This is a genomic window from Prevotella histicola (assembly GCF_055385135.1).
In genome coordinates this window covers 1,547,172-1,570,499 of the sequence record NZ_AP043793.1, presented here as the reverse complement: position 1 = coordinate 1,570,499, position 23,328 = coordinate 1,547,172, and the positions used below count along the sequence as shown (strand labels likewise).

The following is a 23,328-nucleotide window of genomic DNA, read 5'->3' as shown; positions in this document are numbered from 1 at the left end:
ACATAAAAAATGCGCCATTAAGGCGCATTTTGCTTTCTTTTGCATATCCAAATGATATTTAAAACAGTTGTTAAGTTTACTTCTTAACAGTTTTCTTAGCAACCTTTTTCGCAGGAGAAGTCTTCGTGACAGGAGTCTCCTTAACCTTTTTTACTGCTTCAGGCATGGCTACTGTTGCAGGTTCAATGCCCTTCAGTTCCAAAGTAAATATCAAAGTAGAGTATGGAGCAATGTCTTTACCTGCGCCACGTGAGCCATAAGCGAGGTCTTGAGGTATGAATACTTCCCACTTAGAACCAACAGGCATCAACTGCAAGACCTCTGTCCAGCCTTTGATAAGACCACCAACATTGAAGGTATCATACTCTGCACCATGCTTAGAGGTAGCATCGAACACCTTACCATCAATGGTTTTACCCTCATAAACAACGCGAACAGCATCTGAAGCCTTCGGTGTTGCACCTGTACCTTTCTTAATTATACGGTATTGTAAGCCATCAGGGAGTACTACAACGCCCTCTTTCTTCTTGTTTTCAGCCAAGAATGCTTCGTTCTTTGCCTTCAATTCAGCCTCTTTCTGTGCTATTAAAGCAGCCTGCTTAGCATTAAACAAGTTGTTAGCAGCCTCAGAAGTGAAATAAGTAGTATCCTTCTGCAGCGCATCCAAGAAGCCTTTATAAAGCAAATCGCCCTGAATTGGAGCAGAAGTCCCTTCAAATTGCTTTTCCATATTGGGCAACATACGGCTCTGAACCTGCTGACTGATGGTCAAACCTGCTACATAAGCAGCAAAAGTAGAGTCGTTACGGCTGTCAAAACCTTGACGCAAGCCCTTCATAAACATTGGCATCTGTGCCTTCGTCACACCAAACTGCTGACCAATATACTCCTCCAAGCCACGCGTCATGACCACTCCCGCAGCATAACTAAGCGAGTCGGAAGCTGTCTTAAGCTGTACTGGCTGTGCAGAACCTTCTTTTTTGCATTCTACAGCGCACTCTGTCTTCTGCTTATTCTTCTTATCTTTCTTCTTACTTTGCGCACTAACAGAGTTGAAAGCAGCACCGGCAAATACCAAAACTGCCATTAAAAATACCTTCTTCATGATCTTATTGCACTTTAAAAAATATACTCAAATAAGGGTCGGATTCGTAAATCCGACCCTAATATGTAATGTTATAGCCTTCAATTACCTTACAGCTGGCTGACCCTGAGGCATAGCTGGCTGACCTTGAGGAGCCTTCTCAATACCAAGTAACTCTACTGTAAAGACGAGAGTAGAGAATGGTTTGAGGTCAGGACTTGGCTGTTGAGCACCATAACCTGCGCTATAAGGGATAGTAATCTCCCACTTTGAGCCTACAGGCATCTTGGTCAGAGCCTCTGTAAAGCCAGGGATTACACCACCAACAGGCATTGTTGCGTCATTACGCTGGTCGAAAACCTTACCTTCAATAGTCTTACCTACATAGTTAATCTTTACTACATCAGAAGCTTTTGGCATTGGACCGTTACCAGCTTTGAGCTCTTTTACCTGCACACCCTGGCCGATTGTCTTCACACCTGGCTTCTTTGCATTGGCTGCCATATAAGCATCGCTCTTCTTTTTGTTGGCACCATAGGTCTTTTCAGCATTCTTCATCTGGATTGCTTTAGACGTATTCTGCTCAATATTGCGAGCCTGCTCAACTGTCATCTTCTGTCCTTTACCCTTTGCACTTGCTGCGAAACCAGCGAGGAAGTTATTCAAAGAGATTGTCTTTGTTGAATCTTCACCAAAGATCTGACGGTTGATCTGCTGCTTGATAATCATGTTCATCTGCATACCAACACCAATACCAGCATTGTAAGCAGCACGTTTCTTATCGTCAGCACCCTGTGCTCCATCGTTCATACCTTTGATAAACTCATCGATATAAGCAGTATCAATCTGCATTTGCTGGAGGTATTGTTTTACACTCTGACCCTGATCAATACCGAAAGCATAGCTCAAAGAGTCTACATCTGACTTCAACTCCTCTTTTGGAGCAGACTTACCGCAAGAAACAAGACCTACGGCAACGATAGCCATTGCGGCTACAATTGAAATTTTCTTCATTATTCTTTTGTTTAATTATTAGTCTATTTTAGTATCAACAAGCTATAAACGGATGCCATAAACACCCATTTATATGTCTTATTTCACCTGAATCAGCTCAACATCAAAGACAAGAGCAGCAAAAGGAGGTATCTGTGCACCTGCTCCACGCTCACCATAAGCGAGGTTATAAGGTATGAAGAAGCGGTATTTAGCACCTTCACTCATCAGTTGTACACCCTCTGTCCAACCAGCAATAACCTGATTCAAGCCGAATGTTGCAGGCTCATTGCGCTTGTAAGAACTATCAAATACTGTTCCGTCTATGAGCGTTCCCTCATAATGACATACTACCTGATCCGTTGCAGAAGGCTTCTTACCATTGCCTTCCTTCAACACCTGATACTGCAAACCAGATGGAAGTGTAACGACTCCATCCTTCTTTGCATTCTCTGCAAGGAACGCTTCACCGGCAGCCTTTGCTGCTTTACCAGCCTCAGCGGCTGCAGCTTGCTGTTTAGCTTCCTGTTCCTGGAAGAAGTTTTGTACCAAAGTCTGTGCTTCAGCATTGTCAACTTTCAGTCCAGCACCTGAGATAACATCCTTAATAGCCTGTGCGAAGTCGTCGATATTCAGTTCTTTCGCGCCCATACCAGCGAGTTGGGAACCAATACCGATACCCAATGCATAGCTTAATTTATCCATTATTCTTTTTGATATTGTTTAAAATTAATGTGCAAAGATACGATTTTTAAAACATAGTATAGCAATAATCGAATTAAAATAACTAAATTTGTGGAAGATAATACAATGTATTATAGATTTCAAACCTTGGACATCATAAACAAGAAATATATGAAGAAAATAGTATTTCTGACAGGTGCTGGCATGTCAGTAGAGAGTGGTTTCAAGACTTTCAGGGGTAATGACGGACTCTGGGAGAACTATCCTGTGGAACAAGTTGCCTCACATGAGGGGTGGGAAGCTAACCCTACATTGGTAAATAATTTCTATAACATGCTGCGAAAGAAGCTCTATGCTGCAGAACCGAACGATGGTCATCGTCTCATCAAACAGTTAGAACAGGACTATAACGTTACTGTTATCACGCAAAACGTAGACAATCTGCATGAGAAAGCTGGTTCAAAGCATGTCATCCACTTACATGGTGAGTTGTCCAAGGTATGCTCTAGCAAGGATCCTTACGACAGTAGATATATCAAAGAGCTTCCTCCAGACCACTGCGAGGTTGCTCCCGGAGCGTTAGCAGGCGATGGTAGCCTACTCAGACCATTCATTGTTTTCTTCGGAGAGGCTGTCCCTATGATTGAACCAGCGGCAGAAGAGGCCATGCAAGCCGACATATTCGTCATCATTGGTACGTCTCTGAACGTCTATCCAGCAGCAGGACTCGTACGCTACACACGCCCCGGAACGCCAATCTATCTCATAGACCCAGACGATGTGCCTGCTGACAGAAATGTAACACACATAAAGAAAGGTGCAAGTGAGGGTATGAAAGAACTCATAAGCAGACTATAACAACATCAATATTATCCACATAAGATTTAAAGATTACAACTTACACAATATGAAAAAGCTATTATCACTCCTCTTCATTGCCTTTATGGCATTACCCATCATGGCACAGAAGACCGTTTATAAGTTCGATGTAAAAGACGGAAACGGGCAAAACGTTAAATTAAAGGACTATAAAGGTAAAGTACTTCTCATCGTAAACACCGCCACAAAGTGTGGTTTTACGCCACAATATGAGGAACTACAGAAGCTTTATGAGACTTATAAAGCACAAGGATTGGTCATTCTTGATTTCCCATGCAACCAATTTGGTGCACAAGCGCCAGGCTCTTTCAAGGAGATTCATAGCTTCTGCACGGGGAACTATGGTACTACTTTCCCTCAGTTTGCAAAGATCATCGTCAATGGACATAATGAATCACCACTTTATACCTACTTAAAAGCGCAGCAACCATTCAAAGGTTTCGACTTAAACAACCCCATTGGCAAATATCTTGATGAGAAATTCCGAGCTCAGAATCCCAATTATGCAAAAGATCCGAGTATCAAATGGAACTTCACAAAGTTCCTTATCGACCGTCAAGGGCATGTCATCGACCGCTTCGAGCCAACTGCTGATATGAAAGATGTGGAGACTTGCATCAAAGCTGCCTTGAAAATGTAAGATAAGTAAGCATCATTCAGAGAGAGTTGAAATAAAAAATAAATTCATTTCTGCCACAAAAGTCAACCTATAACATATATAATAAGGTGCTAATGGTTAACTAATACAGACAGATTTACCAGATAACAACTGTAAAAAGAAACAGGTCTCGCTTAAGCGGGACCTGTTGTTTTTTCTTTATGTGTCTTGTGTTTAACCTTGAATTTATCAAAGCCCTTGCCGAAAACACCCATTACCTGACTCTGTGTGACAAAGGCATCAGGGTCTATTTCATCAATCATTCGATAGACATAAGAAGCTTCACGCTGACGGGTTACTACGATAACGACTTTCATATCATGCCCCGTATAATAGCCTTTTGCATCAATTATCGTACTTGTTCTGTGTGGTTGTTCAGATGATATCATATCACATATCTCCTTATACTTCTCAGAAATGATGAGGAACTGTACAGAACGACGACTCGAACTGATAACCTGATCCAAGACAAATGAAGTGATAATCAGATTGACATAACCGTAAATAACCTGCTCCCAACTGTGAAGAACGAGGTAACTACCCGTTACAATTGTCATATCAACCAAGAGAATGACACGCCCAAGAGAGATATCACGATACTTATTCACGATGGCTGCAACAATATCGGAGCCACCTGAACTACCATTATATGACAGACCGAATGCCAAACCTACACCACAGAACACTGCACCGATGATGGCTGACATGAAAGGTTGCCCATGTAAAAGCATCGGATGTGGAAAGGCTGAACCCAATACGCGCGTAAGAATAGTCAGAATAACCACACCATAAATAGTACGGACACAGAACTTCCAACCTAAAATCTTCAATGCTACAGCCAGCAAGATGGCGTTAAGTACAAAATAAGTGTAACTTACTGGGATGCCTTGCCCCCAATTAACGATAGACGCAAAGCCCGCTACACCACCATTACCGATGTGATTTGGGAGAAGAAAAATCATCCAACCGATAGCATACGAGAACATTCCAACGGCTATCATCACGTAGTCCATGATCTCTCGGTATAGGACTTTCTTGTTAATGTTGTTAATCATATGTTTAAGGAAATAAGTAATACCACCTTGCAAATTTAGATAAAAAATCCGAAACAAAGCCTTTGCACAGAAAAAATACAGTATCTTTGCATGAAATAACAGTCCTTTTAGGAAACGAAAGTAGGTTTTCTTTCCAAATGACGACTCTATTTTTATAGAAATTTAGATACATGCCAGAAGATTTTGACATACGGGAAGAGAGGCTGACGTCAGCTGAGAAAGATTTCGAAAACGCTCTTCGCCCACTCCGATTTAATGATTTCAGTGGGCAACAGAAGGTTGTTGAGAATCTCAGTGTCTTCGTTGAAGCTGCGAAATATCGCGGTGAACCGCTTGACCACACACTCTTACACGGTCCTCCAGGACTGGGTAAGACCACGCTAAGCAATATTATTGCCAACGAATTGGGCGTTGGTTTCAAGATAACATCAGGTCCTGTACTCGACAAACCGGGCGACTTAGCAGGTATTCTGACCTCATTAGAACCGAACGACGTACTCTTTATTGATGAAATCCATCGTCTTTCACCTGTCGTAGAGGAGTATCTCTACTCTGCAATGGAAGACTATCGCATCGACATCATGATAGATAAGGGTCCTTCAGCACGTTCTATACAAATTGATCTCAATCCTTTCACCCTCATAGGTGCTACTACCCGTAGCGGACTTCTTACTGCTCCGTTGCGTGCCCGATTTGGTATTAATCTCCATTTGGAGTACTATGACCCAGAGACACTACAGAGAATCATCAAGCGTTCAGCACAATTGCTGAAGGTTCCTATCATAGATGAAGCAGCAGTAGAGATCTCCAGACGCTCACGTGGTACGCCTCGTATCTGCAATTCATTGCTCCGCCGTGTACGTGACTTTGCACAAGTACGTGGCAATGGGACGATTACTCCCGAGATAGCAACGCTCTCTTTGCAGTCACTGAACATTGATCAGTATGGCTTAGATGAGATTGATAACAAGATTCTCCTTACCATTATTGACAAGTTTCATGGTGGTCCGGTGGGTGTTTCCACCATTGCTACTGCCATAGGTGAGGACTCTGGCACCGTAGAAGAGGTCTATGAGCCTTTCCTTATCATGGAAGGTTTCATCAAAAGGACGCCTCGTGGACGTGTTGCAACCCAACTTGCATACGATCATCTGGGGCGTAACATGCACATGAATGACGCTCTTCAGCCAGGATTATTCGACTAAAAGCTCCGCAGCGTAAGCCTTTTCAGAGGGTTTACACTGCGGAGTTCTTTGTTTTTCTACACTTCTAATAATCCTGCATTACCACTCTTCATCACACAAAAAAGAATACTATTTATCATTCAATGGAGTGAGATTCGTGTCATTATTATCATTGACCGTGTATCCCTCCAGCACATACTAAGGAAGAGCCAGTGGGAAATAATCCCCTGGCTTTCTTGGTTATATGCAGGAATTGGAGTAATTTTGCAGTAAAATAAGTGGTATGAGAACAGGCATATTCGTAGGAAGTTTCGACCCATTCACAATAGGACATGATTCTATTGTGCGTCGCGCATTGCCTCTCTTCGACAAGATTGTTATCGGAGTGGGTATCAATGAGCGTAAGACACACATGCTCAATGAGAACGAAAGGGTGGAGAGAATAGCTCGATTATATGCCTCCGAGCCCAAGATTGCGGTAAAAGCCTACAACGATCTGACTGTTGATTTTGCAAAAAGGGAGCAGGCTCATTTCATCATCAAGGGTGTTCGGAGCATGAAAGACTTTGAGTATGAACGGGAGCAAGCCGACATCAACAAGCTCTTGAACGGCATTGAAACCATTCTTCTATACGCTGAACCACAGTTGGCAAGTATCAGTTCAAGTGTTGTCAGGGAGCTAAAGCACTTCGGAAGAGATATAAGTAAATTCCTACCAGAAGGATATTAAAACATAAAAGACAATGATAACATACAGTGCAGAAGACGTAAAGATGCCTAAGATCAGGAAGCGTGACACTTCCCGGTGGATAAAAGCTGTTGCTGCCAGCTATGGCAGAAAGGTCGGAGAGATTGGGTATATGTTCGTTAACGACGAGAAAATGCTCGAAGTCAATAACGAATACTTAGGCCATGACTACTATACTGACATCATCACATTCGACTATGACGAAGGTGATGTACTCAATGGCGACCTTGTCATATCGCTTGATACTGTGCGCACAAACGCCGAACTCTTCCATAAGTCATACGAGGATGAACTGAACAGGGTTATCATTCATGGCATTCTTCACCTCTGTGGAATCAATGACAAAGGTCCTGGAGAGCGTGAGATAATGGAAGCAAATGAGAACAAAGCACTTACCTTACTGAAAGAAATGCAAGGATAAGGGGGAGCAAAGGTTTAGAAGTCCATTCTTGAGAAGCCTCAACTTTAGCCTTAGAAATATCCTTACAACAAGACAACCATAATCATAAGGATAAGCAAAGGATTCCTCCCGAAAACGGTTTTGTAACTAACTATCATTCAAAAGGTTAGGAAAGCCATCATAAAAGACGCCCTTTTGCAATGTAAAAGACGCCCTTTTACATGCCAAAAGATGCCCTTTTACATTGCAAAAGGGCATCTTTTAGAATGCAAAAGAGCACCTATTGAAAATCACTTGTGAATATTCCTTACATTAGACTGTAGTATACAGAAACTAAAAAGGCTCCGTTTCATACGAGAAACGGAGCCTTTTTAGTGAATTATTGTTTGTTACTTCGAGCCTGAGACAGCAAGGTCAACAGCCTTATTGACAATCTCACTCTGTTCATTCCATACACGGAAATACTCATTCATATCCCATAAGTCACGGGCAACGAGAGCCTTTAGCTGTGTACGGAGGTAAGGAAGACTTGCCTTTAGTTCTGCGGCGTCCTTCAGTTCTACCTTCTGTTTCTTTCCTTCAGCTATGATTGTGTCTATCAAAGACTGTGGAACACTGTATGACTTATTGAAGACATCAAATGACTTATACTGTGCTTTCAATGCCTTACGGTTTGCATCAGCATACTTCAGATAGGCATCAATGATGATATTCTTCGCTGCAAGCTGACGATGGAAACGTGTGAACTTCATCGTATCAAGCGGAACGAAGTAGTCAGGCATGATACCTCCACCACCATAAACCACACGATGCTTGTGCAAAGTATAATACTTCAGGGAGTCAGAGAAGTGGATACTGTCCGGATTTGTTAGCTCTCCATGCTTCAAACGGTTCTCCAAATCCATCTCATAGTCCTTCAAATCACCTTTCTTATAAGGCTTCTGAATACACCGACCACTTGGTGTATAGTAATGAGCAATGGTCAAACGAATCATACTTCCATCAGGGAAGTCAAACGGACGCTGTACAAGTCCCTTACCAAAGGTGCGCCTTCCAATGACTGTACCACGGTCATTATCCTGTATAGCACCTGTAACAATCTCTGCAGCTGACGCTGAGAACTCATTAACAAGCACATAAACCTTCACATTCTGCAGGCGTCCGTTACCAATAGCCTTATAGTTTTGACGGGCAACACGGCGTCCTTCAGTATATACTATCATGTCATTGTCATGCAAAAACTCATTGGCTATCTGGACAGCAGACTGTAGATAACCACCTCCATTGTCCTGAAGATCGAGGATAAGGCTCTTCATTCCTTTCTTCTTCAACGAGTCTACAGCTGTCATAAACTCATCATAGGTCTTCATTCCGAAGCTCTCTAAGCGTACATAGCCTATGCCTGGACGAATCATATAAGCAGCATTGAGCGTATGAACAGGGATCTTTGCGCGTGTAACAACAAAGGTAAGCATACCTTTTACACCACGACGCATGATGCCTAACTTCACCTTTGAGCCTTTCTTTCCGCGTAAACGCTTCATGATATCTATACGAGGCATCTTCACACCAGCGATAACTGAGTCGTTAACCGTCACAATACGGTCACCAGCAAGTATACCAACCTTCTCAGAAGGACCATTGACTACAGGCTGAATGACAACTAAAGTATCGCCAATCATATTGAATTGCACCCCAATACCTTCGAAATCACCTTGCAAAGGTTCATTCATAGCCTTCGTTTCCTTCGCATCTGTGTAGGTAGAGTGCGGATCGAGCTTCTCTAACATTCCCCTTATGGCATCTTCAGTCAGCTTCTGTTCATTCACAGAGTCCACATAAAAGTTCGTAATAGCCATCTCCGCCATCTGCAGTTTACGCAATGGTGAGTCACCTCCGAAGTTTATTTTCAGCTGAGCTGACAATGGTAGGAAGGTAAAAAGGCTGAAGATTAAACAATAAACATATTTTTTCATAATGATGATTATTCCTTTTCTAATATTTTCATTATATGGTTCTCAGACGAGAAACCACACCATGAATACAATAAACTACCTTATTTCTTTATTTCTACAGGCTGAGAAACACTCCCAATTTCCTTAATTCTCTTCTTCAGGTAAGTCTTCTTCAATAACCAAATTGTCAATGATGAAGTTCTGACGTTCCATCGTATTCTTTCCCATATAGTACTCCAAGAGCTTCGCAACTTGGTCATTCTTGTGCAGAGTGACCTGTTCCAAACGCATATCGGGACCTATGAAGTGGGCAAACTCATCTGGAGAGATCTCTCCAAGACCCTTGAATCGAGTGATTTCAGGCTCTGGTCCAAGGTCATTAATCGCTGCTAAGCGTTCCTCTTCAGAGTAACAATAACGTGTAATGAAGTCGTTTTTCTTCTCATTCTTTGCCCTATTTGCATCAGCATCAGCAATGACTTGCTTGTTCTTTATCTTTGTTCGACGGTTACGAACACGGAAAAGAGGTGTCTGAAGGACGTAGACATGTCCCTTCTTTATCAACTCTGGAAAGAATTGTAAGAAGAAAGTGATGATCAACAGACGGATGTGCATACCGTCAACATCGGCATCTGTTGCCACAATCACTTTATTATAGCGAAGTGAATCCAAACCATCTTCAATATCAAGAGCTGCCTGAAGAAGGTTGAACTCCTCATTCTCATAAACGACTTTCTTTGTAAGTCCAAACGAATTAAGGGGCTTTCCACGCAAAGAAAACACAGCTTGTGTATTCACATCACGACTCTTTGTGATACTTCCACTGGCAGAATCACCCTCAGTTATGAAGATAGAGCTCTCCTCTTTACGGTCATTCTTCACATCACAGTAGTGCACGCGACAGTCACGAAGCTTACGATTGTGCAGATTTGCCTTCTTTGCACGCTCTCGAGCGAGCTTAGTTACACCCGCCATAGCCTTTCTTTCGCGTTCAGTCTCCTTGATTTTATTCTCTAATATATCCGTAAAATCCTCCTTATGGATGTGGAGATAGTTGTCGATATTCGTCTTTATGAAGTCTCCAACATACTTATTAATGGTCTCACCATCAGGAGACATCTGTGTAGAACCAAGCTTTATCTTCGTCTGAGACTCAAAAACAGGCTCCTCAACATTAACAGCTATGGCTGCAACGATACCGTTTCGGATGTCACCATACTCATATTTACCAAAGAATTCCTTGATAGTCTTGGCTATATGTTCCTTAAAAGCAGTCTGATGTGTACCCCCTTGTGTTGTATGTTGCCCATTTACGAACGAATAATACTCCTCTCCATACTGGTTTGTATGGGTGAAAGCAATCTCAATATCTTCCCCTTTCATATGTACAATAGGGTAAAGAGGATCTACAGTCATGTTATCTATCAGCAAATCCTTCAATCCATGGCGGCTAAGAATGCGCCTTCCGTTGTACATTATGGTAAGTCCTGTATTCAGATAGGTATAGTTACGGAGCATTTCCTCCACGATATCATCATGGAAAGAGTAGTTCTTGAAGAGCGTGTTGTCTGGTTCAAAGTAAATATACGTACCGTTTTCGTCTGTTGACTTCGATGTTTTGTCACTCTGAAGATTACCTTTCTCGAATGACAAAGCCCGTACTTTTCCGTCACGGAAGCTCTTTACCTCGAAATGTGAGCTAAGAGCGTTAACTGCTTTCACACCGACTCCGTTCAGACCAACGCTCTTTTTAAATGCTTTTGAGTCATACTTACCACCCGTATTCAGTACTGATACAGCCTCAACAAGCTTTCCTTGCGGAATACCACGCCCATAGTCGCGCACACTAACACGCAGATTATCTTCTACATCTATCTCTATTCGGTCGCCAGCATTCATCTTAAACTCATCGATAGAGTTGTCGATAACCTCCTTCAAGAGCACATAAATACCATCCTCTGGCAGTTTTCCATCACCTAAACGACCAATGTACATACCTGGACGGGTACGCACATGCTCCATATCCGATAGGTGTCGGATGTTATCATCTGTATATTCTACGGGTTTAATTGTTTCGTCCATATTAACTTATCAGTAGCGATAGACGCCCTCGTCTGCCACTATTAATAAAGAGTTTACGGACAGACGAGGGCGTCTGTCCCCACATCATCCAGCGTTATAGATCAATCTTTTTTCTGTAGCAGCGTCTCCGCTTGTGGTTAATTGGGTCTAAAGGACCCCACTGACTCTGTACACTTTCGTTCGTTTCCATCTCCACTTGTGTCTCTCCCCACTTGAAACCATACTTGACATAACGTGGGATAAGATCCGTAAAGATCAATGCATTTGCTCCCTTTGAGCGGTATTCCGGCAACACACCTATAAGCAGAAGGTCTACAGCCTCAGTCTTATGGAACTTTATTGCACGTAAGATATGCCACCAACCAAACGGGAATAACCTACCACGACGGCACTTCTGCAGTGCCCGACTCAGTGAAGGTATGGTGATAGCGATGCCCACAATCTCATTATTCTTATTACCATCTTCAATGACAGTGACAAGATCTAAGTCGGCAAATGGGAAGTACATCTTGATATACTGGTCTATCTGACGGTCGCTCAAGTCGGAGAATCCATACAAATGGGAATAGGTTTTATTCACCACTTCAAAGAGTTTCTTTCCGTATCCTTCGTCAAAGATATCTTCTTTGGTCAACTTCCGTGCATGAAGATTGTATCGACTCTCAACCATTTCGGCTATCTTCGTATACTTCTCTGGTATCTTCTCTGGTACCACAAGATAATACTCCACATAGTCATTGTCTTTCTCCCATCCCCCGAGTTGCTCCATATGCTTTGGATAATACTCGTAGTTGTAACTGGTAGCCATCGTTCCGAGTTTATCAAAACCCCATGTTAGCATACCTTCTGGGTCCATATCCGTGAAGCCTAATGGGCCGACAATATCTTCCATTCCTTTCTCTTTGCCGTACTGTTTTACAGCAGTAAGCAAGGCACTTGACACTTCTATATCGTCAATGAAGTCTATCCAACCGAAACGAACGTCTTTCTTTTGCCACTTTTCGTTGGCTCTATGATTGATAATGGCAGCCACACGACCCACCACCTTACCATCTTTCAAGGCAAGAAAGTACTCTGCTTCACAAAAGTCAAAGGCTGCATTCTTGTCTTTCGAGAGCGTATTCCATTCGTCACTGTAGAGATTTGGCACATCATAAGGATTACCTTCGTAGAGATCATAATGAAATTCTATGAAAGCCTTGAGGTCTTTCTTGGTCTCTACTCTCTTTATCTGAACTGATGACATTTGCTATTTTTAATTCGTTATGTATCTATTCTTAAACGTGCAAAAGTACTAAAAAAAAGGTATATGGACAAATTTAGACTGTACTTTATTGACCATCAACCGTTCAATCGACAGTAAAAAGAGTTTGTGCTAGGCGTCCGCACATGTGGTGCTAAGCACCAACACACGTTGTGCTAAGCGTCAACTCCACACGTGCTAGGCGTCAACTCCATACGTGTTTACCCTCAACACATTTGCGGAACATCATCAACAGCTATAAAAAAGAAGGCTTTATAATTCCTATTTTATCAAGGAATTATAAAGCCTTCATTAGCTATTAGTCCACTGATGGCTATTGATTATCTCACAAAGAACTTCTTTCCACTGCGTACATAGATACCCGGTTGGAGTTTAACTCCGTCTGGCATGCGAACACCTTGTAGGTTATAAACAGCTCCACCATCATCTTTTACAGTCTCTATTGTCATAATTCCCAGTGTAGGATCCTCCATATAGAGCATTGGATAGACATCGTTTGCGTTCGCAGTCTTGTATGCTCCATAGGATTTATACTTCTTAGAATATTGCACAACATGACCATCTGGGCTTTTAATCAAGAATGTTCCGTTAGCATTTGGAGTTATTGTCCATACTGTTGCCTTATCCTTTGACTTGACAACATTGAAGTTTGCATGCACACCATCTTGGTAAAAATAACGTCCTTTACCGTCTTTGATGTAATATCCACCTGCTTCCTGCTCGAATGTAAAGTACAGATTATCATCAGAAACGGTGATCTTCCCTGTATTATCGGTCACTGGAGAGCAATGTAAGTAGTCATACTTCTTTGTCCCTTGAACCGTCTTTCCTGCAAAGAACTTACCATCAACACTGGCAACAAGGAGTTATCGTTTGTCAGTTACAGGGGCTGTTGTAGTCTTCACAAAGGTAACGTTCTGTGGAGTAACCTTAGGGTCTTCAGGTGTAATAGGGTCTTCAGGAACAATAACACCAATATAACGACTATCATCAGAAGCGGTTGTTATTGACATATCTGGGTCGAAGGCAACGTCCATACTGTCGCCCCATACGTACTCTGCAAGGTTGGGATAATCAATGAAAAGATTACGATTGTGCTGGAGTTTAGCAATGGCATTGTTACGATTGATCTCCTGATTATCTACACGATCACGCTTACTCCATTGGCGGAAGAGATCGGATGCCCACTTCTTGAGCGTTGGATAGGCTCCTGTTTGCAACTGTTTTGCTCCTTCAGAGCCGAAGCTCAGGTCTTGATAAGTGGTTGCCATGTACATATAACTACGTGAGAACTCACCTTTAAAGCGGTCTCCTGGCTCCCACATCTTGACGAGCTGACCATCAGCATAGCCTGTTCCTACTTTGTCATAGCCTGCACCTGACTGACTTTTCGCGTTGACTACGACGCCCATAACATAGTTACTCTTTTCACTATTGGCCTTAGAATCGGATGGATAGAGGTTATACAGGTCACGCCAGGCATCATTCTCAACACTACCCCACCAGCTTTTAGGGAAAGAATGTTCAATGTTCATACCCGCAATAGCTTTTCCATCGTTCTTATTTCCAAAGTAGAACTTCTTGTCACTGTAGCGGTTATAACACTCATTTGTCGCCGTATCACGGTCAGAATACCAGAATCCATACCACGTTCCTTTCGGTTTTCCACCATAAACGAGCACTGTTTTCTGCTTCATAATATCATATAAAGCAGCCTTAAGCTGTTCCTTTTTCAGTCCTTTTAGCGATGCTGCATACTGTGCAAGACTGTGACGGTCAATGGCATTAGCTGATGTTGAGAAACCAATCAACGCTACTGCGAAGATCATTTTGAAATAACTTTTCATTCGTTTTATAGGTTTTATGGGTAAATATTTGTCGTATATCTTTTCTTTTTTAGGTCATTAGAAGCTTCTTTTTCATAATATCTGCAAAGATAAACAAACCTGCTCACTATTGCAAAAGTATATTAAAAATTAACAAGAATATCATGGGCAAGTCTGCGATTGAGCTTTTTATACCTTCCTGCAAACCAACAAAAGATGATTGCCTAAGGCATCTGTCGTTGCAAAAAGATACACATTTCCTCCCTCTTTTAGCTTCAATCGTTTGCGTAAATCAGCCACACTCATAGGGAAATTGCGTACTGCTATATTTGCTTTCGTGATACCTGAGAGTGTTCTTCTTACTTCTTTCTTATTAAAAGAGGATACAGCTGTTATCTCAAAACTGCGCCCGGGGAAGTCTGTCGTAAGTGTTTCAGAGACGAAAAGATGAGAGTTTACATCGACAGCTGCGACATCATAACGCTCAGTCAGCAATGCAAAGCACCCTGATTTCATCAAAGAAGCATTCGGTTCATAGAGAAATTGCCCCGCAACAGGAGGTGATGCAATTACTTTCTGCTGCATATCCTTTGCTTCCAAAGCTGCATAAGAGATAGCATTACCATCATTCACACATACTATTCGTAAAGGTTCTGCTTCTCCGTCGTTACTCTTTTGCTTGATAATGATGAGGAGTTCCTTACACTCATTGCGCACTGAGACGATGTGAACCTCACGAACAACATCTCCAATACGGTTGAGTTCATCTACTGCACGGTGCCAATCAAGCATGGGTGAGAGCTTTATCATGACGGTATCTGCCTTCTCTAAGAGTTCCGACTCTAATGTTATGACATCTGGTGTACAGTCATTTATCAGCACGGTCTTGCCCCCTTGCTCATTCCGACGGGCTGGATCAAGATATATCAGTGTAGCATGAGAAAGTGAATGGAGGTATTCCGTGCTGTCGGCATGCACCACCTCAACCTGCGACAAGCCCAAAACCTGAAAGTTATGTTGAGCCACTTCACAGAGTTTTTCCTGTTGTTCAACATAGACTGCACGCTCGAAACAACGTGAGATAAAGGAAGAGTCAACACCAAAGCCACCTGTTAAATCAACGAGTAGACTCCCTGGTACAATCTGGGATAGAGCATGTGAAGCAGCGTTAACTCCCGTTGCTGTGGTTAACAAACGAGCTGCAAGCTGCAACTTATAGTCTGCCGTCTGTTCACTGGAGCATTGTTCCATAGACAGATGGGGTGGATAGATGATGTCTTCATTGGCAGCCCACGTTGGTAACTTAGCCTTTGCTGTCTGCCATCCGGCTATCTGATTCAGCAAATAAGGCATGTCAACATCAGGATAACGGTGGGATTGAAAGGCTAAAGTATCAAGTAACGCACCTTCCACCTTGCCCATTCCGAATGTTGGGGAGAGTGAAATATTATGCTTACTCAGGGTCTCTTGCACGTATTTCGGCAATGGGAACTCTTCCTGCTGCAGACTATCTCCTTGCTTTTTTACCATCTTTCAACTCTATCTTATACCACTTTCAACTATCATCTAACCATAACGAATGAGCCTATTCACTCCCTTCTCCTTTCAGATGGAGGGTCAGACACGAAGCATTTACCTTACTACTTTCAGGTTTTTCTTTGCCCATTCCCTCGTACGAAGGTTGAAATGCCACCATTCAGTACGCAAGGGCATGAAGCCTGCAGTCCTCATCACTTCACGCAAGAGCCTACGATTGTTCAGCGCTTCACGAGATATCATACCACGAGAAACCAACTCCTGCTCCTTATCAATATGACTTTCAATACCCATGTGATCAACTTTCACCCCCATAGGTATCGTGTCTATATGGCATTTTGCAGCTCCTTCACGCCACGAAGCATCATTCCATGAGGCCTTACAGATACTGATATCAACCGCCATACCATAGTTATGCATTCCTCCACCATGTGCAGGATTGGATACATAGAAGTATTGTGGGGTGTTCTTGACGGCATCCCACATCGTTTGTTGTACACTCATAGGGCGTGTAGCATCAAAGATACAAAGGCTCAAGTCGGGTCTTCGGCGTTTCAACTCAGCCTGTGCCTTGCGCAAAGCATCAGCACATGCTGGCAGAACATAGGCATCACGCAGGTCATGATAGAGCATACGATGACAGAAATTATCAGTACGTGCATACATCAAAGCCACCTTTATGGAAGGTCCTACATGCTTTATATTTACCAACCCTTGCCGTTCCATCGACTGACCAGCAGCCTGTCGGCGGTTCTGCACAGGCTTTTGAGCTTGTAAAACTCCCACAAACAGTTGAGCTACAAGCATTATATACAAGATTCTTTTCGTCATATTTTTAACCAGACAAGGGCAGATTCTGTCTTTCTTCACATGCCATCAAGGTTGAAAGAAAGTACAGAGTCTGCCCCTGTTTCATATAGATGTCATAAACAAACGAGCCAAACTGTATGTTTACTCAAGGTAAAATACTATTTCAACTCTGTTCAATCATTATTTCAACGCAGCTTTCTTCTGCTTCACATAATTGCCAAAGACACGGTCAAGTTCGGCACGTTGCTCATTGTCAAGCGTGTCATTGGCTTGAATAAGACCACGATAGTAGACCTTAATAGCCCTGTTCAGCTTCGCTCTATCGTCCGAATGCTTTGCAAAAAGGCGGTCAAGGTCCTTGTAAAGAGCAGGCTTCATCGTGTTCATAAAGGCGAGTTTACCTGTTGCAGGAGCCTCATCAGCAACAGTTTCATTGTTGTTTTGCTCCACAGACTTTACCGTTGCAGTGTCTTCTGGAGCTGTTTCTGCATCTGACTTAAAGATGGATGTAACGTCAATCTTACCTACTTGATCAACCAATGCACCACCATAATTATATGCCAAAGCAGCCAAAGCAATTACGACAACTGCTATAAGACCTATAACAACTGTTCCCTTTCCGATCTTAGGCATAGAGAATGATGACCCATCATGATTGAAGTCAGCCAGGAAATCATCAATGTCTGAATAACGATCACTGCGCTTGAAGGCACAACAACGCTTGATAACCTCACTGTAAGCCAGCGTTAATCCCATCACTTTCATAATGGTTCCGAGTGAATAAATGTCCGCTGTACCATCTGCAGTCATGGTTTCATCCTTCAATTCGGGCGCCATAAAGCGAGTAGTATCAGCCGTTGGCTTCACGTCATCCAATGAAAGTACATTGAAATCTATTAACTTTACGTGGTCTCCTTGCTTGGTGATAAGGATGTTTGAAGGCTTAAGATTGCGATGTGCAACGCCTTGCTGATGTGCATAACGCAGTGCATCAGCAATCTGATTGACAATGGTTATCTTCTCGTCGTCCGTATGTGACTCCTTCAGATACGCCTGTAAGGTGCGTCCATCCACGTATTCTTCTTCAATACAGAGCCCATACCCCTCAACATCAACCAGTCCTTGATAACGAACAATGCCTGGATGATTCAGTCGTTGGCACTGTTTAAACTCACGTTTCAGTGCGTTACGCAACAACACACGCTCCCGATAGGCTTCTTTTAAGCCCTTCAGAACAACGGGTTGGTCGCCCTTTTTGCATTTAACAAACTGACAATATCCTTGTGAAGGAATGACTGTATATTCTGTATAACTTGCCTTTATAGGTTCGCTTGCTGCCTGTGCAGGCTCGTTAGATGGAATGATCTTTTCGCTCATTAGTACTTAGTAGGTTTTAATAAACTTCTTATGTCAGGCAGCAAATTTAGTAAAAAAAATCGAGAAAAGGCAGGAAATGTGTTGTTTAATATGCCGATTCACGAACAAAAAGGAAAAGATACAGAACGAAATAACAATACTAATTGACATAAAAGTTATATTTTTTTTGCATTACTGATAGTTTTCCATATCTTTGCAAAGTAGAAACTAACCTATAGAATAAAGACAACAACTATGAGAAAGGGTACCATCTTATTATTACTATTATCACTTTGTGCTATATTTTCACAAGCACAAACAATTGATTTTTCCCAACTTAAAGGTAAATGGGATACTACAAAAACTGTTCAATATGAAGCTGCTCAGTATCAGATTACCTATGAATTCAAGTATGCTAAAGATGCAAAGTACCCTAATGTCAAGCGAACTGCAACCACAATCCTAAGGGTTGGCAACCAATATAACCTGTTTACGGACTACGGATTGTTGGCTTTTGACTCCATTTCTGCATCTATTGCAAGGGGAGAAACAACTCCTACTGCCTCTGGACCAAAGCTGATTACTGCATTAAAAAGCATGGGACTGAAGGAACTTATCCTACAAAACAGAAAGCAAAGGACCGAAATAATACAACGCAAGGCAGGTGGAATTCAGAGGTATCAGTACGAAGAACCGATACCAGAACTTAAGTGGGAACTGATGGAAGGAGACAGTATCATTGCTGGATATACCTGTCAGAAGGCCAAGACACATCTCTTTGGACGTGATTATATAGCATGGTACGCACCCGAAATGGAGCTTCCTTACGGTCCATATAAGTTCAATGGACTACCAGGACTCATCTTTAAAGTGCAGGACACACAGGACAATTTCGTCTTTACTCTGACTGGATTGCAGAAGGTAAAGGGCTATGCACCTATTTATATATATGACAATAACGAGGTGATTAAGAGTTCCAGAAAAGCCATTCGACAGATGTATAAGAACACATGTAATGACCCATTGAAAGCCTTAACAGGTGATGGGACAGTTACAGTATCAGGAGATGTCTCTGCAACTGTGAACGCTAAGCCGTATAATCCTATAGAACTGGAATAACAACTTGCGGAAGATTCTATTCTTGTTTTTTCTTTCTTTCATGTGTATCTCTGTCCTTTCACAGAACGAGATAGCCATGAAGAAGCTGACGATAGAGGTCAGAGACTCTGCTACCTACCAACCGTTGGCTGACGCTATGTGCCGTGTCATGAACGCAACGGGTAAGTTGCAGAGCTTCAAGGTTGCTGACAGAGAGGGGCATATCAGTCTTTCTGCGCAGCAAGAGGACATCTTGACTTTCTCATTGATAGGTTACGGCAAACGTAAAATAAGTGTCAACAACATACAAGGGCAAGCCAATCAGCCCATCATAGTGCTTCTTGCACCCAAACAAGTGCAGCTAAAAGAGGTCATCGTAAAGCTCCCGCCGATAAGGAAACAAGGTGACACACTGGTGTATAACGTCGGCTCCTTTCTGCAAAAGGGTGACAGGCACCTGGAAGATGTGCTGAAGAAACTACCGGGAATAAAGGTTGCTGAGAACGGAAGTGTGTCTTATCAAGGGCGTGCTATCAACCGTTTTTATATTGAAGGGCAGGACTTGATGGGCGACAACTACACCCAAGCTACACGCAACATGCCCGTAAATGCGGTACGGGATGTAGAGGTTATGGAGGATCATCAGCCCATAAAACTATTGCAAGAACGCAAACCCTCGGAGTCGGCAGCACTGAACATCAAGCTCGACAAGGGTCACTGGGCACGTCCCTTTGGTGAGATAAAAGGCGGAATAGACACGAGAATGAAGGTATGGGACAACCAGTTGTTCCTCACACAGATCATGAAAAACTCGCAAATGCTCGTCTCTGCCAAAATGAACAACACGGGAAAAGACCTCTCAAGCGAGACTAACGAGCGGCTCAACGTCTATGAACTGGATGCCTTTGAGCCTCTTCCACAAGGTGTTTTGTCAGGAGACATAGCGCAAGAGGAGCTTCCTCAGGAACGATACCTGCATAACAAGTCGATCAGTACGGGACTAAACACGATCATTTCACTATCGAAGGACGCAACATTACGCAGCAATGTACTTCTATATGAGGACCATGCAGAATACAATCACGCAACAAGCAGCTACTATGGGGGGCTGACGCCATTGACTTTAGAGACCTCCGAATGGTTGAAACAACACACACTCAGACTTATTCCTACACTGAAATATGAAGAAAACAGTCAAAAGAGATTCCTCTCCGACGAGCTAAGCTATTCACTTGGACGGCAGTCGGCTTTCAGTCAGATGACAACAAACGGAACAAACATTACGGAACAAAACCGCATTCGACCGTCATATGTGAAAAACTATCTTTCATCTTTCTTCCGAATAGGACAAAGTCTGTTGCAGATTCGTTCACTTATCAGATATTCAGACTGCAAAGAAGAGCTGGAAACAGCATCTGATACACGGGCTTTATACAATACTTTCGAACGGTTCATCACACGCTCTGCGATGACACGTAACGTCATTACAACCTCCATCCCCGTACTGGGAAATGACTTAGACCTGTCATTACAGGCTTATTACAAGGACAATACTTACAACTATAGCAGTGATATTCATCACCGAACATTCAAGATGAAAGCCACACCAGGCTACACATGGACGTACGGAAGGAGAAGTTATATAAGCGCAGAACTGCCGATGGAATGGACAAGAGTTAGTCTTGCTAAGAACGATGGCAAGCTGGCAACACGCAGCTTCATGGCATTTGAACCGAACCTGAACATCCGACAGACTGTGAACGACAAGTTAAATATAACTCTTTCTGCATCCTTATCTACAGGAGATAACGCACTCGGCTTCTATGCTTTGTCCCCGCTGAGGACAGGATACAGAACCATACAGGTGACAGGGAATGATATCTACAAGTCTACACGACTATATTCCGCACTTCACCTTCGCTACCGCAACCTTGTAACAATGCTCTTTGGCAATCTTTCCGTAGCTTATTCGGACACCAAAGCAGAGGCTTTCAGTAACTTCGACTATAATGACTCATTGACGACAATGCATTGGATAAAAGGCAATAACCATAGACATAACATACGCACGAATGCCATGATTGACAAGACTTTCACCTCTATAGGATTATCGATAAAGGCAGATATGGCGTATGAAAAGACCGATTTCCTTATCGCACAGTCTGGAGAAATGGCTCAAAATCACTCCCATCATGCCACGGCTGGGCTTAGTACAAGCTTCCAGAAGCTATCATGGTTGCGCTTATCTGCTGCCATTACAGCGAACTACTACTGGGAACGGAGTAGTATCCACCGGTCGGATGTTCTTTCATCATACATCACCAATGCCGCTCTTTATCTCTTCCCGACTAAGAATACAGAGCTAAAGATTAAGTTCTATAACCTCACAAACGAGGTTACAGACGGTCATTACCACACATGTGGACTGCTGGATGCAAACCTAAACTACAAGATTAACAAGGTGTGGGAGGCTGGATTAACAGTCACAAACCTGCTAAACTCTACATCTTATATCACAACGCAATACACAGGGATAAACACCTTCACATCTACCCTACCCCTGCGCAACAGAGAAATCATGATTCACCTGCAAATGAGATTATAGTTTTCTAATCTTTAAAAATATCTTTACAAAAAGACAAACCATAATCATTCAAAAATCAATAGAAAATGCTTTTCAGGTGAGTTTGTAACTAACAAGGAATCAACCTGTTATAAACAGCAAAGTAAAAGGGCGTCTTTTACGCTTCAAAAGGTGCCCTTTTACACAGCAAAAGGGCATCTTTTACCATGCAAAAGGGCACCTTTTAGAATGCAAAAGAGCACCTATTGTTTTGCAAGTGATGATTTATTATTACAAAAAGTCCCGTGACTCGCTTTGGAGTCACGGGACTTTCAAATTATATCATGTTCATGACTGAAGTCTCAACGACCACTGTCAACACCATAAACCTTAGTCAGCAAACTTAGCTTTGATGAACTCGCGGTTCAAACGAGCAATGTTTGCGATCTTCTCATTCTTAGGACATACAGCCTCACAAGCACGTGTATTGGTACAGTTACCAAAGCCAACTTCATCCATCTTTGCAACCATTGCCTTAGCACGCTTGGCTGCTTCAGGTCTACCTTGTGGCAGAAGAGCCAGCTGACTCACCTTAGATGAAACGAAAAGCATAGCTGAACCATTCTTACAAGCTGCTACACAAGCACCACAACCGATACATGTTGCACAGTCCATAGCCTCATCAGCATTATCCTTAGGGATAAGAATAGCATTTGCATCCTGTGCCTGACCAGTACGAATGGTAGTATAACCACCAGCCTGAATAATCTTATCGAAAGCTGTACGATCTACCATACAATCCTTGATAACAGGGAAACCAGCTGAACGCCATGGCTCAACAGTGATGACATCACCATCATTGAAACGACGCATGTAAAGCTGACAGGTCGTTGCACCACGCTCAGTCTTACCATGTGGAGTACCATTGATATAGAGTGAGCACATACCGCAGATACCTTCGCGGCAGTCATGATCGAAGACGAAAGGCTCATCACCAGCCTCAATGAGTTCCTCATTGAGGATATCAAGCATCTCAAGGAATGAGGTATCGTCTGGGATGTTCTTCATCTCATGTGTATCGAAGTGGCCCTGATCCTGTGGACCGTTCTGCTTCCAATACTTAATTGTGAATGATATATTTCTTGCCATCTTT

Annotated in this window: 20 protein-coding genes; 7 read left to right on the top strand and 13 right to left on the bottom strand. The window is 42.7% G+C overall.

What is annotated here, in order from left to right; genetic code table 11:
* Positions 1-76: 76 nt before the first annotated feature.
* The 3 genes from ACZ48L_RS06385 to ACZ48L_RS06375 form a co-directional block, all read right to left on the bottom strand.
* Positions 77-1,105, bottom strand: a complete 1,029-nt coding sequence (locus tag ACZ48L_RS06385; protein WP_025791319.1) for an FKBP-type peptidyl-prolyl cis-trans isomerase — start codon at positions 1,103-1,105, stop codon at positions 77-79.
* 84 nt (positions 1,106-1,189) lie between these two features.
* A complete protein-coding gene (locus ACZ48L_RS06380; protein WP_008823482.1) occupies positions 1,190-2,098 on the bottom strand; it encodes an FKBP-type peptidyl-prolyl cis-trans isomerase in 909 nt (302 codons plus the stop codon).
* A gap of 78 nt (positions 2,099-2,176) precedes the next feature.
* Positions 2,177-2,782 (bottom strand): FKBP-type peptidyl-prolyl cis-trans isomerase, encoded by a 606-nt coding sequence (locus ACZ48L_RS06375; RefSeq protein WP_008823481.1) that lies wholly within the window; start codon positions 2,780-2,782, stop codon positions 2,177-2,179.
* A gap of 150 nt (positions 2,783-2,932) precedes the next feature.
* Here ACZ48L_RS06375 and ACZ48L_RS06370 point away from each other — a divergent pair, with 150 nt between their 5' ends.
* Positions 2,933-3,619, top strand: coding sequence for an SIR2 family NAD-dependent protein deacylase (locus tag ACZ48L_RS06370; protein WP_025791317.1), 687 nt, complete (start codon positions 2,933-2,935; stop codon positions 3,617-3,619).
* A 49-nt stretch (positions 3,620-3,668) separates the two neighbouring features.
* Positions 3,669-4,280, top strand: a complete 612-nt coding sequence (locus ACZ48L_RS06365; protein WP_025791315.1) for a glutathione peroxidase — start codon at positions 3,669-3,671, stop codon at positions 4,278-4,280.
* Positions 4,281-4,432: 152 nt separating this feature from the next.
* Here ACZ48L_RS06365 and ACZ48L_RS06360 read toward each other — a convergent pair whose 3' ends face one another.
* Entirely contained in the window at positions 4,433-5,353 is a 921-nt protein-coding gene (locus ACZ48L_RS06360; protein ID WP_025791314.1) for a YitT family protein, read from the bottom strand.
* A gap of 170 nt (positions 5,354-5,523) precedes the next feature.
* Here ACZ48L_RS06360 and ruvB point away from each other — a divergent pair, with 170 nt between their 5' ends.
* The 3 genes from ruvB (at position 5,524) to ybeY (ending at position 7,706) form a co-directional block, all read left to right on the top strand.
* Entirely contained in the window at positions 5,524-6,558 is a 1,035-nt protein-coding gene (ruvB, locus tag ACZ48L_RS06355; RefSeq protein ID WP_008823477.1) for a Holliday junction branch migration DNA helicase RuvB, read from the top strand.
* Positions 6,559-6,820: 262 nt separating this feature from the next.
* Entirely contained in the window at positions 6,821-7,267 is a 447-nt protein-coding gene (coaD, locus tag ACZ48L_RS06350) for a pantetheine-phosphate adenylyltransferase (protein WP_025791312.1), read from the top strand.
* 13 nt (positions 7,268-7,280) lie between these two features.
* A complete protein-coding gene (gene ybeY / locus ACZ48L_RS06345) occupies positions 7,281-7,706 on the top strand; it encodes an rRNA maturation RNase YbeY (RefSeq protein WP_025791311.1) in 426 nt (141 codons plus the stop codon).
* A gap of 368 nt (positions 7,707-8,074) precedes the next feature.
* Here ybeY and ACZ48L_RS06340 read toward each other — a convergent pair whose 3' ends face one another.
* The 8 genes from ACZ48L_RS06340 to ACZ48L_RS06305 form a co-directional block, all read right to left on the bottom strand.
* Positions 8,075-9,661, bottom strand: a complete 1,587-nt coding sequence (locus ACZ48L_RS06340; RefSeq protein ID WP_025791310.1) for a S41 family peptidase — start codon at positions 9,659-9,661, stop codon at positions 8,075-8,077.
* 123 nt (positions 9,662-9,784) lie between these two features.
* Positions 9,785-11,722, bottom strand: a complete 1,938-nt coding sequence (locus tag ACZ48L_RS06335) for a DNA topoisomerase IV subunit B (RefSeq protein WP_464721970.1) — start codon at positions 11,720-11,722, stop codon at positions 9,785-9,787.
* 94 nt (positions 11,723-11,816) lie between these two features.
* Complete coding sequence (locus ACZ48L_RS06330; RefSeq protein ID WP_025791308.1) at positions 11,817-12,968, bottom strand: hypothetical protein; 1,152 nt, start codon at positions 12,966-12,968, stop codon at positions 11,817-11,819.
* A 338-nt stretch (positions 12,969-13,306) separates the two neighbouring features.
* Positions 13,307-13,765: a hypothetical protein gene (locus ACZ48L_RS06325; protein WP_242401699.1), complete on the bottom strand. Its 459-nt coding sequence runs from the start codon at positions 13,763-13,765 to the stop codon at positions 13,307-13,309.
* A gap of 87 nt (positions 13,766-13,852) precedes the next feature.
* Positions 13,853-14,833: an endonuclease I family protein gene (locus ACZ48L_RS06320; RefSeq protein WP_242401698.1), complete on the bottom strand. Its 981-nt coding sequence runs from the start codon at positions 14,831-14,833 to the stop codon at positions 13,853-13,855.
* Between the two features lie 168 nt (positions 14,834-15,001).
* Positions 15,002-16,342: a class I SAM-dependent methyltransferase gene (locus ACZ48L_RS06315; protein ID WP_008823469.1), complete on the bottom strand. Its 1,341-nt coding sequence runs from the start codon at positions 16,340-16,342 to the stop codon at positions 15,002-15,004.
* A gap of 102 nt (positions 16,343-16,444) precedes the next feature.
* On the bottom strand, positions 16,445-17,179 hold the full coding sequence (locus ACZ48L_RS06310; protein WP_025791306.1) for a M15 family metallopeptidase: 735 nt from the start codon (positions 17,177-17,179) through the stop codon (positions 16,445-16,447).
* A gap of 159 nt (positions 17,180-17,338) precedes the next feature.
* The gene (locus ACZ48L_RS06305) at positions 17,339-18,535 is read right to left on the bottom strand and encodes a serine/threonine-protein kinase (protein WP_025791304.1); all 1,197 of its coding nucleotides are present in this window, start codon (positions 18,533-18,535) and stop codon (positions 17,339-17,341) included.
* Between the two features lie 234 nt (positions 18,536-18,769).
* Here ACZ48L_RS06305 and ACZ48L_RS06300 point away from each other — a divergent pair, with 234 nt between their 5' ends.
* Complete coding sequence (locus ACZ48L_RS06300; protein WP_025791302.1) at positions 18,770-19,633, top strand: GLPGLI family protein; 864 nt, start codon at positions 18,770-18,772, stop codon at positions 19,631-19,633.
* Between the two features lie 4 nt (positions 19,634-19,637).
* The gene (locus ACZ48L_RS06295; protein ID WP_464721969.1) at positions 19,638-22,217 is read left to right on the top strand and encodes a TonB-dependent receptor; all 2,580 of its coding nucleotides are present in this window, start codon (positions 19,638-19,640) and stop codon (positions 22,215-22,217) included.
* A 348-nt stretch (positions 22,218-22,565) separates the two neighbouring features.
* Here the strand turns inward: ACZ48L_RS06295 and ACZ48L_RS06290 are convergent, their stop codons facing one another.
* On the bottom strand, positions 22,566-23,324 hold the full coding sequence (locus ACZ48L_RS06290) for a succinate dehydrogenase/fumarate reductase iron-sulfur subunit (RefSeq protein ID WP_008823463.1): 759 nt from the start codon (positions 23,322-23,324) through the stop codon (positions 22,566-22,568).
* Positions 23,325-23,328: the final 4 nt, after the last annotated feature.